The organism is Rhodococcus sp. NPDC003382 (assembly GCF_053589135.1).
This window is the reverse complement of the sequence record NZ_JBSFRH010000005.1, coordinates 45,565-58,711: the sequence shown is the minus strand read 5'-3', so window position 1 is coordinate 58,711 and position 13,147 is coordinate 45,565. Positions and strand designations below refer to the sequence as shown.

Annotated in this window: 11 protein-coding genes and 1 pseudogene; all 12 read left to right on the top strand. The window is 69.4% G+C overall.

What is annotated here, in order from left to right:
• Nucleotides 1-73: 73 nt before the first annotated feature.
• The 12 genes and pseudogenes from ACWDUD_RS05500 to hpf all read left to right on the top strand — a co-directional run bounded on the left by ACWDUD_RS05500 (nt 74) and on the right by hpf (nt 13,143).
• Nucleotides 74-469: a DUF3499 domain-containing protein gene (locus ACWDUD_RS05500; protein WP_420752934.1), complete on the top strand. Its 396-nt coding sequence runs from the start codon at nt 74-76 to the stop codon at nt 467-469.
• A gap of 94 nt (nt 470-563) precedes the next feature.
• Nucleotides 564-1,937: a phosphomannomutase/phosphoglucomutase gene (locus ACWDUD_RS05495; protein ID WP_197253090.1), complete on the top strand. Its 1,374-nt coding sequence runs from the start codon at nt 564-566 to the stop codon at nt 1,935-1,937.
• A gap of 103 nt (nt 1,938-2,040) precedes the next feature.
• Nucleotides 2,041-3,126, top strand: coding sequence for a tobH protein (locus tag ACWDUD_RS05490; protein ID WP_450108608.1), 1,086 nt, complete (start codon nt 2,041-2,043; stop codon nt 3,124-3,126).
• Complete coding sequence (gene manA / locus ACWDUD_RS05485; RefSeq protein ID WP_197252750.1) at nt 3,126-4,361, top strand: mannose-6-phosphate isomerase, class I; 1,236 nt, start codon at nt 3,126-3,128, stop codon at nt 4,359-4,361. Before ACWDUD_RS05490 ends, manA begins: the two co-directional genes overlap by 1 nt.
• A gap of 93 nt (nt 4,362-4,454) precedes the next feature.
• On the top strand, nt 4,455-5,114 hold the full coding sequence (locus ACWDUD_RS05480; RefSeq protein WP_450108607.1) for a TetR family transcriptional regulator: 660 nt from the start codon (nt 4,455-4,457) through the stop codon (nt 5,112-5,114).
• A 101-nt stretch (nt 5,115-5,215) separates the two neighbouring features.
• Nucleotides 5,216-6,685, top strand: a complete 1,470-nt coding sequence (ahcY, locus tag ACWDUD_RS05475; protein WP_248673264.1) for an adenosylhomocysteinase — start codon at nt 5,216-5,218, stop codon at nt 6,683-6,685.
• Nucleotides 6,686-6,708: 23 nt separating this feature from the next.
• Entirely contained in the window at nt 6,709-7,374 is a 666-nt protein-coding gene (locus ACWDUD_RS05470) for a dTMP kinase (protein ID WP_197252753.1), read from the top strand.
• Nucleotides 7,371-8,058: pseudogene (gene mtrA / locus ACWDUD_RS05465) on the top strand (MtrAB system response regulator MtrA). Before ACWDUD_RS05470 ends, mtrA begins: the two are co-directional and overlap by 4 nt.
• Nucleotides 8,055-9,755 carry an MtrAB system histidine kinase MtrB gene (gene mtrB, locus ACWDUD_RS05460; protein WP_450108606.1) on the top strand — a complete coding sequence of 567 codons (1,701 nt, stop codon included), beginning with the start codon at nt 8,055-8,057 and terminating at the stop codon, nt 9,753-9,755. Before mtrA ends, mtrB begins: the two are co-directional and overlap by 4 nt.
• Nucleotides 9,756-9,763: 8 nt before the next feature.
• A complete protein-coding gene (lpqB, locus tag ACWDUD_RS05455) occupies nt 9,764-11,533 on the top strand; it encodes an MtrAB system accessory lipoprotein LpqB (protein ID WP_450108688.1) in 1,770 nt (589 codons plus the stop codon).
• A gap of 109 nt (nt 11,534-11,642) precedes the next feature.
• On the top strand, nt 11,643-12,290 hold the full coding sequence (locus ACWDUD_RS05450; RefSeq protein WP_450108605.1) for a ComF family protein: 648 nt from the start codon (nt 11,643-11,645) through the stop codon (nt 12,288-12,290).
• Nucleotides 12,291-12,477: 187 nt separating this feature from the next.
• Nucleotides 12,478-13,143 (top strand): ribosome hibernation-promoting factor, HPF/YfiA family, encoded by a 666-nt coding sequence (gene hpf / locus ACWDUD_RS05445; protein ID WP_197252756.1) that lies wholly within the window; start codon nt 12,478-12,480, stop codon nt 13,141-13,143.
• Nucleotides 13,144-13,147: the final 4 nt, after the last annotated feature.

Here is a 13,147-nt window from a genome sequence, read left to right as displayed (position 1 = left end):
CACGCGACTCGAATTGTGCCGTTCCGGTGTGTCCGGATAGTCGCGACGCGACGGGCGCGCTACGCTCCCATCCGTGAGAACACTGCGTCGATGCTGCCGGCCTGGGTGCAAGAACCCTGCTGTTGCGACGCTGACCTACGTGTACTCGGATTCCACGGCGGTCGTGGGACCGCTGGCCACGGTGGCCGAGCCGCACTCGTGGGATCTGTGCGAATCGCACGGCTCGAGGATCACCGCGCCGAAGGGCTGGGAACTGGTCCGGTACGAAGGTGCGTTCTCGTCGGGCACACCCGACGAGGACGATCTGACCGCGCTCGCCGAGGCGGTGCGGGAGGCCGGTCTGGGCGATCGCGGCCACGGTCACGGCGACTCCGACGAGTCCGACGCCGCCCCGCGGCAGGTCGCGCAGCCGACGACCCGCACCGGCCGTCGCGGACACCTGCGTGTGCTGCCGGACCCCACGTCCTGAGCGCTGGGCACGGCAGTTCCGAGTACTCCACTAGGCTGATCGCTGCCGCGCTGCGGAGGGTGGCGTGCGTGTACGACGATCAGGAGCGATAACAGTGGCGAGATCTGCCGAATCCGTGGCCGCCGTCGTCAAGGCATACGACGTGCGGGGCGTGGTGGGTGACCAGATCGACGCGGATTTCGTCCGCGAGGTCGGTGCGTCCTTCGCCCGGCTCGTGCGCGACGGCGGGAACCCGGCGACGCGGATCGTCATCGGTCACGACATGCGCGAATCCTCGCCCGAGTTGTCCCGCGCGTTCGCCGAGGGCGTCACCGCTCAAGGGCTCGACGTCGTGCACATCGGGCTCGCCTCGACCGACCAGCTGTACTTCGCCTCCGGGCTCCTCGACGCCCCCGGCGCCATGTTCACCGCCAGCCACAACCCGGCCCGCTACAACGGCATCAAGCTGTGCCGTGCCGGCGCGAAGCCCGTCGGCCAGGAAACCGGTCTCGCCACCATCACCGCCGAACTCGTTGCCGGGGTACCCGCCCACGACGGCGCGCCGGGCACGATCACGGAGCAGGACGTCCTCGACGAGTACGCCTCGTTCGTCCGCGGCCTGGTGGATCTGAGCGAGATGCGGCCCCTGAAGGTCGCCGTGGACGCCGGGAACGGCATGGGCGGGCACACGGTGCCCGCGGTGTTCGATGTGCTCCCCGTCGAACTCGTGCCGCTGTACTTCGAACTCGACGGCACCTTCCCGAACCACGAGGCGAACCCCCTCGATCCGGCGAACCTCGTCGACCTCCAGCAGCTGGTGCGCGAGTCCGGCGCGGACGTCGGTCTGGCGTTCGACGGGGACGCCGACCGCTGCTTCGTCGTCGACGAGCGTGGCGAGCCGGTCACCCCCTCCGCGGTCACCGCACTCGTCGCAGCCCGCGAGCTCGCGAAGGAACCCGGCGCGACGATCATCCACAACCTGATCACCTCGCGGGTCGTGCCCGAACTCGTCACCGAACTCGGTGGCGAGCCGGTCCGCACCCGGGTGGGTCACTCGTTCATCAAGCAGCAGATGGCCGAGACCGGTGCGGTCTTCGGCGGGGAGCATTCTGCGCACTACTACTTCCGCGATTTCTGGGGCGCCGATTCCGGGATGCTCGCGGCCCTGCACGTGCTGGCCGCGCTGGGCGGGCAGGACCTCCCGCTCTCCGAACTGATGAGCTCCTACGAGCGGTATGCCGCGTCCGGTGAGCTGAACTCGACCGTCGACGACGCCGCGGCACGGACCGAGGCGGTGCTCAGCGCGTTCGCGGACCGCGCCGAGTCGGTGGACCGGCTCGACGGGGTCACCGTGAATCTGCCCGGCAACGCATGGTTCAACCTGCGTGCCTCGAACACCGAACCGCTGCTGCGCCTCAACGTGGAGGCGCGCACGGCGGAAGAGGTCGACTCGCTGGCGACGGAAATTCTGGCCATCGTGCGTTCGTGACGGCGCGCGTTCGTGGCGGAAATGTTCGTGACGGGGATAATCGGGTGTGCCCGGGCTGCTGCGTCGGGCCGGTTCGAATCGGCTGAAGGAAGGTGGCGCAGTGATGACGGCTCCCTCGCCGCTGTTCGACTTCGATGACTCGAGCGCTCTGATCGCGGCCGACATCGACGGCATCCTGCGCATGTCGGCGCTCGGCGGCGCGCAGATCCGAGCGACGGCATCCGCGGTCGACGAACAGGCCCTGGACCGGTTGCACGACCTGCACCCGCGCAGCGTCGTCCTCGTCGGCGGGGACGCCCGCTCGGCGCGGGCCGCCGAACTGGTCGTCGCGATGCTGGCCGCGCACGCGACCGTGCCGCTGGTCGTCGCACCGACCACCCCGACCTGGGTGGGACCGCTCGATGTGGTGGTGGTCGCCGGTGACGACGCGGGCGACCCGACCCTCGTCGAATCCGTGGCCGCCGGGCTGCAGCGCCGCGCCGAAGTGGTCGTGGGCGCACCCGACGAGGGCCCGATCCGGGCCGCGGTCGCCGGGCGGGCCCTGCTGCTGCCGCCGCGCATCCACCTGCCGTCCGCCTACGCGCTGGCCCGCCACGTCGCGGTGTTCTGCGCGGTCCTGACGGCGATGGCCGCGACCAAGGTGCGCTCGCACGTGCCGGACCTCGCCGAACTCGCCGATGCGGTGGACAACGAGGCAGCCCGCAACCATCCGTCCAACGAGGTGTTCCACAATCCGGCGAAGTCGCTCGCGGTGCGCATGCAGTCGCGTCGGGTCGCGCTGGCCGGGGATTCCCCCGCGACCACCTCCCTCGCCCGCCACGGCGCGGAGATGCTGCTGCTCGGGGCCGGGATGATCGCCGCGGCCGCGTCGCTGCCGGATACGCTCGCTGCGCGGGATCGCTTGGTGGCCACGGCCACCGGGACCGGTGAACCGTACGACCCGTTCTTCCACGACGAGCAGCTCGACGGGCCGATTCCGGAGGCTCCCGTGCGGGTATTCGTGCTCAGCACGGACGACGATCGACGGGCTGCGCAGCGTCGCGCAGCTGCATTACCGGATATGGAATTGGTGTCTGTAGTGGGGGAAACGGAGTCGCGGGCAGTGCCGCCCGTGTTGGAACAGGCCTTGGTGCTCGCGGCCCGGATCGAGATGGCCGCCGCCTACCTGCGTTTGGCCGGGGGCCGGTAGTGCGGCGACTCGAAGGTGCGCTGCGTTCCTATGCCTGGGGCTCGCGCACCGCGATCGCAGAGTTGTGCGGGCGCCCGGTGCCGTCCGATCACCCGGAAGCGGAGCTGTGGCTCGGAGCCCATCCGGCAGATCCGGCCAAGGTGCTCTCGGAGGACGGGGAGGCCCCGGTGTCGCTGCTCGACGTCGTCGAGTCCGACCCGCACGGGCAGCTCGGATCCGGGACCGTCGACCGGTTCGGCGCCCGCCTGCCGTTCCTGCTCAAGCTGCTCGCGGCGGAGGAGCCGCTGTCGCTGCAGGCGCATCCGAGCGCGGAGCAGGCGGCGCAGGGCTACGCCCGCGAGCAGGAGCTGGGGGTGCCCCTCGATTCCCCGATCCGCAACTACCGGGATCCGAATCACAAACCGGAGCTCGTGGTCGCGCTCACGCGCTTCGAGGCGCTCGCCGGATTCCGGGACGCGGCACGCACCGTGGAGCTGCTCGAGGCGCTCGGTGTGCCGGAACTCGATCCGTACGTGGGTCTGCTGGCCGGTCAGCCCGACTCGGGCGGGCTGCGTGCCCTGTTCACCACGTGGATCACGTTGCCCCAGCCGGTGCTGACGTCGCTGTTGCCGCGCGTGCTCGACGGCTGCGTGACCTACCTGGCGACCAACGGGCGCCCGCGGGTGTTCGCGGAGGAGGTGCGGACGGCCCTCCAGCTGGCCGAGTTCTATCCCGGCGACGCCGGGGTGCTCGCGTCGCTGCTGCTCAACCGCATCACCCTCGAACCGGGACAGGGCCTGTACCTCGACGCCGGCAACCTGCACGCCTATCTGAGCGGCATGGGGGTCGAGATCATGGCGAACTCCGACAACGTGCTGCGCGGGGGACTGACCCCCAAGCACGTGGACGTGCCGGAGTTGCTCAGGGTTCTGGACTTCCGGTCCCCGGACGTGCCGATCCTCGAAGCCGTCCCCGTGGGTGAGGCCGAGGTCTGCTACCGCACCCCGGCGCCGGAGTTCGCGCTGTCGCGTCTGGAACCCGAGCCGCACACGAAGGTGTCGCTCGCGCCGTGCGGCCCGCAGATCCTGTTGTGCACCGCCGGCGCGGCGCACCTGGACTGCGGCGGTGCCGGCCTCGACCTGACACCCGGCCATTCGGTGTGGATCTCGGCGGCCGATCCCGAACTGACCGTCGAGGCGCTGACCGCCGGGACCCAGGTGTTCCGGGCCTGTCTCGGCGACAGATCCGCCCTGTAGCCGTCACCGCGGCGCCCGGTTGTGGTCCCTGCCACACGCTGCACGCCACCCACGGCGTTGACGCGGCGTGTCGCAGCGTGGCAACGTCGGCGCATGTCGATCGTGCACGAGCCAGCGTCCGCAGACGACTCCGATGTCGCGCCCCCTGACGGAAGGCGGCGTGTGCAGTTCCACGAGGCCAGCCGGATGCTGTTGCGCAACTCCGTGCTCGATGCGATGAGGGACCTGCTGACCGTGCGGGACTGGTCCTCGATCACGATGACCGACGTCGCGCGCCGCGCCGGGGTGAGCCGTCAGACGCTCTACAACGAGTTCGCGTCCCGTCAGGGGCTGGCCCAGGCGTACGCGCTGCGACTGGCCGATCAGTTCGTCGACGCCGTCGACGATGCGGTCTACTCGAACGTCGGCGACGCCCGGCGGGCGTTGGCGGTCGGTTTCGCCGCGTTCTTCGCGGACAGCAGTTCCGATCCGCTCGTGCAATCGCTGCTGCGCGGGGACGCCAAACCGGACCTGCTGCGACTGATCACCACCGAATCGGCACCGCTGATCGACCGGGCGTCGGGCCGCCTCGTCGAGACGTTCCGGCGCAGCTGGGTACAGGCCTCGGAGACCGACGCGACGATCCTGGCGCGGGCGATCGTGCGCATCGCCATGAGCTACATCGCGATGCCGCCGGAGTCCGACCGGGACGTCGCCGCGGACATGGCGTATCTGGTCGGTCCGTTCCTGGACCGCGTCACCGGCGGACAGTGACCGTCCCCGCACGGATACCGGCGGGTACGACAGCGGCACTCCGCGGCGTGGTTGTATAGCCTGTTCGACAAAACGACTGTCAACAGGAGAGGCGCTCACACGTGTCCGACAACAAGCTCGTGGCCGACCGGCTGAACGGCATCGACTTCAAGGTCGCCGACCTGTCCCTCGCCGAATTCGGGCGCAAGGAGATCCGGCTGGCCGAGCACGAGATGCCCGGCCTCATGGCGCTGCGCCGCGAGTACGCCGAGGTGCTGCCGCTGAAGGGCGCGCGCATTTCGGGTTCGCTGCACATGACCGTGCAGACCGCCGTGCTCATCGAGACCCTCGTCGCGCTCGGTGCCGAGGTGCGCTGGGCGTCCTGCAACATCTTCTCCACCCAGGACCACGCGGCGGCCGCGGTCGTCGTCGGCCCGCACGGCACGGTCGAGGAGCCCAAGGGCGTCTCGGTGTTCGCGTGGAAGGGTGAGACGCTCGAGGAGTACTGGTGGGCGGCCGAGCAGATGCTCACGTGGCCCGGCGAGCCCGCGAACATGATCCTCGACGACGGCGGCGACGCCACGATGCTCGTTCTCAAGGGCGCCCAGTTCGAGAAGGCCGGCGTCGTGCCGCCGACCGACGAGGAGCACGACTCCACCGAGTACCAGGTCTTCCTGCAGCTCCTGCGCGAGTCGCTGGCTGCGGATTCGAAGAAGTGGACCACGGTCGCCCAGTCGGTGCGCGGTGTCACCGAGGAGACCACCACCGGCGTGCTGCGCCTGTACCAGCTCGCCGCCGCCGGTGAGCTCGTGTTCCCGGCGATCAACGTCAACGACTCGGTCACCAAGAGCAAGTTCGACAACAAGTACGGCACCCGCCACTCCCTGCTCGACGGCATCAACCGCGGCACCGACGTCCTCATCGGCGGCAAGACCGCGCTGGTCTGCGGCTACGGTGACGTCGGCAAGGGCTGCGCGGAGGCCCTTCGCGGCCAGGGCGCGCGCGTGTCGGTCACCGAGATCGACCCGATCAACGCGCTGCAGGCGATGATGGACGGCTTCGACGTCGTCACCGTCGAGGACTTCGTCGGCAAGGCCGACATCGTGATCACCTCGACCGGCAACAAGGACATCATCACGTTCGATCACATGAAGCAGATGAAGCACCAGGCGATCCTGGGCAACATCGGTCACTTCGACAACGAGATCGACATGGCGGGCCTCGAGCGTGCCGCCGACGTCACGCGGATCAACATCAAGCCGCAGGTCGACGAATTCGTCTTCCCCGACGGCCATTCGATCATCGTGCTGTCCGAGGGTCGCCTGCTCAACCTCGGCAACGCGACCGGCCACCCGTCGTTCGTGATGAGCAACTCGTTCGCGAACCAGGTCATCGCTCAGATCGAGTTGTGGACCAAGCCGGACGAATACGACAACGAGGTGTACCGCCTGCCCAAGCACCTCGACGAGAAGGTCGCGCGGATCCACGTCGAGGCGCTCGGTGGCAAGCTCACCAAGCTGACGAAGGAGCAGGCCGAGTACATCGGTGTCGACGTCGAGGGCCCGTACAAGCCCGAGCACTACCGCTACTGATCGGGGTCGGGAACCGAAGCAGCATGGGCGTTCTCATCGTCGTCGAGGGACTCGACGGGGCCGGTAAGCGGACACTGTCCGCCGGTCTCGTCGAGTCCTGGCGGGCCGCGGGTGCCCGCGTCGCCACGCTCGCGTTTCCGCGCTACGGGCAGTCCGTGCACGCCGATCTCGGCGCCGAGGCCCTGCGGGGCCGTCACGGGGACACGGCGTCGAGCGTCGAGGCGATGGCCCTGCTGTGGGCGCTCGACCGTCGCGACGCGGCCGACGAGTTGCGGAAACTCCTGGCCGACAACGACATCGTGCTGCTGGATCGTTACGTGGCGTCGAACGTCGCGTACACCGCGGCCCGCAGGCACGAGGGAGCTTCGGGGCCGGCGGCCGAGTGGGTGCGCGAGATCGAGTTCGACCGGTTCGGATTGCCGGTGCCCGATCTGCAGTTGTTGCTGAAGGTTCCCGTCGAGCTCGCGGCACAGCGGGCGCGGGACCGCGCCACCGCCGACGCGACCCGCGACCGGGACGCGTACGAACGCGACGGGGACCTCCAGATCCGTACCGGTGAGGTGTACGACCAGTTGGTGCAACAGAACTGGATGTCGCCGTGGATGGTCGCCGGACCCGACACCGATCCGGTACAACTCGCCGCGCAGATCTCAAATCAGCTTCAGCACGGTGAAGGAGTGACACGATAGACGGTATGAAGCCGAGGATTCTCGTCGTCGACGACGACACCGCGCTGGCCGAGATGCTCACGATCGTCCTGCGGGGCGAAGGTTTCGAACCTTTTGTGGTCGGGGACGGCACACAGGCACTCGGTGCTGTGCGCGAGATCCGGCCCGACCTCGTTCTGCTCGACCTGATGCTGCCCGGCATGAACGGCATCGACGTGTGCCGCGTGCTGCGGGCCGATTCGGGTGTGCCGATCGTCATGCTCACGGCCAAGTCGGACACGGTCGATGTTGTGCTCGGGCTCGAATCGGGCGCCGACGACTACATCGTCAAGCCGTTCAAGCCGAAGGAACTCGTCGCCCGCGTGCGGGCACGGTTGCGTCGGACCGAGCAGGAACCCGCCGAAATGCTGTCGATCGGTGAGATCACCATCGACGTCCCGGCGCACAAGGTCAGCCGCGGCGAGGAACTCATCTCTCTCACCCCCCCTCGAGTTCGACCTGCTGGTGGCACTGGCCCGCAAACCGCGGCAGGTGTTCACTCGTGAGGTGCTGCTCGAACAGGTCTGGGGTTACCGCCACGCCGCGGACACGCGCCTCGTCAACGTGCACGTGCAGCGGCTGCGCGCGAAGGTCGAGAAGGATCCCGAGAATCCCGAGGTCGTGCTGACGGTGCGCGGCGTCGGCTACAAGGCCGGACCGCCGTGATCCGTGCTTACCGACTGCGGCGGCGGATCACTCGTAGGACTCTGCCGCTGCTGAGGTGGTCCCGTTCGCTGAGCAGCTGGCTCACCCACACGTGGCGCCGGTCGCTCCAGCTGCGGGTCGTGGTGTCCACCCTGACACTGTCGCTGGTCGTGATGCTGGTGCTCGGCGTGGTGCTGACCAGCCAGATCACCGATCGTCTGCTCGAAGTGAAGATCAACGCGGCCACCGAGGAGATGGAGCGCTCCCGGGCGCTCGTCGAAGGCCAGCTGGCCGGCGCCGACGACACCGGATCGCTCAGCGTCCGGCTCGACAGCGCCCGGGCCACGCTCACGAACCGTGGCAGCGACGCCGGTCAGGACACCGGTGTCGCGGGTACCTTCGATCCGGTGCTCATCGTTCCCGGCGACGGGCCGCGCGCACCGACGTCGAGCGGCCCCGCCGATCAGATCCCGCAGAACCTGCGCGCCTTCGTGCAGAACGGCCAGATCGCCTACCAGTTCGCGACCGTCGACGATCCCGACGGCTACTCCGGCCCGGCGCTGATCGTCGGCAGCCCGACGTCGTCGAACATCGGCACGCTCGAGCTGTATCTGGTGTTCCCGCTGGCAGGGGAGGAGAGCACCCTCGCGCTCGTGCGCGGCACCCTGCTCGTCGGTGCGCTGGTCCTGCTGGTGCTGCTCGCCGCCATCTCGATGATCGTCGCCCGTCAGGTGGTGCTGCCCATCCGATCCGCGTCGCGGATCGCGGTGCGCTTCGCCGACGGCCGCCTCAAGGAACGCATGCCGGTGCGCGGCGAGGACGACATGGCCCGGCTGGCGATGTCGTTCAACGAGATGGCCGAGAGCCTGTCGCGGCAGATCACCCAGCTCGAGGAGTACGGCAACCTGCAGAAGCGGTTCACCTCGGACGTCAGCCACGAACTGCGGACCCCGCTGACGACCGTGCGGATGGCGGCGGACCTGATCCACGACGGCAGCGACGAACTCGACCCGTCGCTGAAACGCGCCTCCGAACTGCTGGTCGCCGAACTCGACCGGTTCGAGAGCCTGCTCGGCGACCTGCTCGAGATCAGCCGGCACGACGCCGGTGTCGCCGAACTCGCCGCCGAGCAGCTCGATCTGCGGATGTGCGCGCGGGCAGCGGTGTCCACGGTCCGGCACCTGGCCCGCGAGACCGGAACCGAACTCATCGTGGATCTGCCGAACGAGCCGGTCATGGCAGAGGTCGATCCCCGGCGCGTCGAACGCATCCTGCGGAACCTGCTCGCCAACGCGATCGATCACGGTGAGGGCAAGCCGATCCTGCTGCGGCTGCGCGCCGACGACGCCGCGGCGGCGTTCGTCGTCCGCGACCAGGGCATCGGCCTGCGGCCGGGGGAGGAGAAACTCGTGTTCAACCGGTTCTGGCGCTCCGATCCGTCCCGGGTGCGACGGTCCGGCGGCACAGGTCTGGGACTGGCGATCAGCGTGGAGGACGCGAACCTGCACAAGGGCAAGCTCGAGGCCTGGGGCGAACCGGGCAAGGGTGCGTGCTTCCGGCTGACGCTGCCGCGCGAGCGCGGACGCAAGGTGGGACGCAGTCCACTGCCGCTCGTCCCGACGAACGCGCACGCGGTGCAGGGCAAGACGCCCCCCGCCGCCGACGCCGCAGCGCCGACGGTCGTCGAATCCGTCCCGCCCGAGGGAGCGACCCCGTGAGCGGTTCGCTGTCGCGGCGCGTCGCCGGGCCGGTTCTGCTGCTGGCGCTCCTGCTCGGGGTCTCCGGCTGTGCGAGCCTGCCGGATTCGTCGTCCCCGCAGGCGATCGGCACCATCGTCCGTCCCCCCGCGACCACGGAGGTCGCCGCGCCCGCGCCCGGCCGCGAGCCGGATCTGCTGCTGCGCGACTTCCTCCTCGCGAGCACGGACCCCACCAACAGGCACCAGGCGGCGCGCCAGTACCTCACCCCCGAGATGACGAGTCGCTGGGACGACGCGGCCAGCGCCACGATCGTCGAGAAGGTCGACGTGCTGCCGGAATCGCGCAGCGGCGACCGTGCCACCTACGTGATCCGGGCGACCCGCGTCGGTTTCCTCGAGGAGGGCGGCGTCTACCGCGCGGACCAGGGTCCCTTCGAGGAGAAGGTCACCCTCGTGCGGTCCGACGGCGAATGGCGGATCGACGATCTGCCGCCCGGCGTCGTGATGGACCGGCCGCAGTTCCTCAACACCTACCAGCGACGCTCGCTGTTCTTCGTCGACCCCTCCGGGCAGACGGTCGTGCCCGATCCCCGCTGGATCGCCGGCACCCAGGAGCAGACCGCCTCCCAGCTCATCGAGCTGCTGGTGGAGGGCCCGAAGCCGTCGCTGGAGCCGGCCGTGCGCAACCTCCTCCACGACGTCGACGTCATCGGTCCCATCACCAAGGCGGACGGCCGCACCGCGCAGGTCGGTGTCGGACTCGGCGGCATCCGGGTGGACTTCCAGGGCGCGACCGGGCTGGCCAAGCAGGACCGGGAGCTTCTCGCGGCCCAGGTGATCTGGACGCTGGCGAACGCCGAGATCTCCGGTCCGTACGTGTTGCTCGCGGACGGGCAACCGCTCGACGAACGGTTCCCGAACGGCTGGACCACCGCGGACGTGGCGTCGACGAATCCGCTCGCCACCTCGAGCGCGACCATCGGCCTGCACGCTGTGCGGGGCGGTGGGCTGGTCGCCGTGGCCGAGACGGGTGTCACACCCGTGCCCGGCTTCTTCGGGAGCACCACCGGACTGCAGTCCGTCGCGATCTCGCACGACGGACAGCTCGTGGCCGGTGTCCTCGGAACCGGACGGCCGGAGCCGGAACCCGCCGCCGAGCTGATGATCGGCGGGTACGGGGACGGGGCAGCGGTGCATGCGGCGGAAGGCAGCTCGATCAGCAGACCGTCGTGGTCGATCGACGACAACTCCGTGTGGGCGGTCGTGGGCGGCACCTCCGTCGTGCGGGCGATCCGGGAACCCGGTACCGGACGGGTGACGGTGGTTCCGGTCGAGGCGGGCGCCATCCTGGAGTTGGGCGACCGGATCACCGAGTTGCGTCTGTCGAGGGACGGTGTCCGCGCGGCGCTCATCGTCGACGGCCGGGTGTACACGGCGATCGTGGTGCAGTACCCGAACGGCGAGTTCGCGCTGACCTCTCCGCGCGAGATCGCCATCGGGCTCGGTAGTCCCGCTCTCTCCCTCGACTGGAGCACCTCGGACACGGTGGTCGTGGCACGGGCGGCGTCCGACATCCCCGTCGTCCAGGTCGCCGTGGACGGTTCCCGGATGGACGCGCTGCCCAGCCGTAATCTGACCCCGCCGGTGGGTGCCGTCGAGGCGTCGACGACCACCGAGTTCGTGGCCGATTCACGCGCGGTGTTCCAGCTCAACAACAGTGATCCCGCCGGCGACCGCTACTGGCGTGAGGTTCCGGGCCTGGCGGGACTGACCGCGATTCCGGTGCTGCCCGGCTGAGCGTCTGTCGGTGCCGTAGGGCACTGCGCCTGTCGGTGCCGTAGGGCACAGTGCCTGTCGGTGCCGTAGGGCACAGTGCCTGTCGGTGCCGTAGGGCACAGTGCGGCGCATGTTGCAGGCCCTGTTGGATCTCGTGCTGCCGGTGGAATGCGGCGGCTGCGGCCGGCCCGGCGTCCGATGGTGCCGTCACTGCGCCCGCGACCTCGCCGATGCGCCCGCGACCGTGCGGCCGCGTGTCGATCCGGGTGTTCCCGTCTGGGCGCTCGGGTCGTACCGAGGGGTCCACCGGCGCGCGGTGATCGCCGCGAAGGAGCAGGGTCGTCGCGACCTCGCGGAGCCGCTGGGGGTGGCACTGGGGACGGCGATCGTGCGGCTGCGCCGGTGGGGTGAGCTTCCGGCCGGACCGTTGGGCGTGGTGCCCGCGCCGACCCGGGCGCGGGCGGCGCGAGCCCGGGGCGGCGACCCGGTCACGCGGGCCGTGCGCGCCGCTGCGGCGCACGATCGCGCGTTGCGTGTGATGCCGATCCTCGAGACCGCTCGGGGGGTCCGGGACTCCGTGGGACTGTCCGCCGCGCAGCGGCACCGGAACCTCGCCGGGCGGGTGCGGCTGCGCCGGGGAAGCGGCGTGCCGCGGGGGTTCCCGGTGCTCGTCGTGGACGACGTGACGACCACCGGCACGACCGCGGCGGAGTCCGTGCGAGTGCTCACGGCAGCCGGCTTCTGTCCACTGGGAGTGCTTGTGATTGCTGCCGCGTAAGTGTGCGCGAGTGAAATTCAGCGGAACGGTGGCACTCGCGGAGGTTACGTACTACCGTCGCCCTCAGACCCGGAAAACACTGGTAGACGGGTGGAAACGTTCGATCCGCCGGTTCCGGGCGGAGCGCTGATGCGCTCATCGAACATGCCGGTGCGCGGGCTGCACCGGCCGTACTCGGGAGGTACGAGTGACGACCCCTTCGAAGTCCAAGGTTTCCGCTGCAGGTCTCGATGGCGAAGCCGCCGGTCCCAAGGCTGACATCGTCGTCAAGGGACGCAACGTCGAGGTTCCGGACCACTTCCGGATCTACGTGTCCGAGAAACTCGCCCGATTGGAGCGATTCGATCCGACCATTTTCCTGTTCGATGTCGAACTGCAGCACGAGCGCAACCGCCGTCAGATGAAGAGTTGTCAGCGCGTCGAGATCACCGCCCGTGGAAAGGGCCCGGTCGTCCGTGCCGAGGCGTCCGCCGACAGCTTCTACGCGGCCTTCGAGTCGGTTACCGACAAACTCGAATCCCGTCTGCGGCGTACCAAGGAGCGTCGCAAGGTCTCCTACGGTGACAAGACTCCCGTTTCCGTTGCCGCCGCCACCGCGGCGCTCGCTCAGGACGATTCGCTCGGCATCTCGCGGGATCTGGCGCAGGAATTCGAAGCGGAAGACAAGTCCGGTCCCGGCCGGATCGTCCGGACGAAGGAGCACAAGGCCGAGCCGATGACCGTCGACGACGCCCTGTACGAGATGGAACTGGTCGGCCACGACTTCTACCTGTTCCACGACAAGGAAACGGACAGGCCGTCGGTCGTCTACCGTCGGCACGCGTTCGACTACGGCCTGATCAGCCTGGTCTGAATGC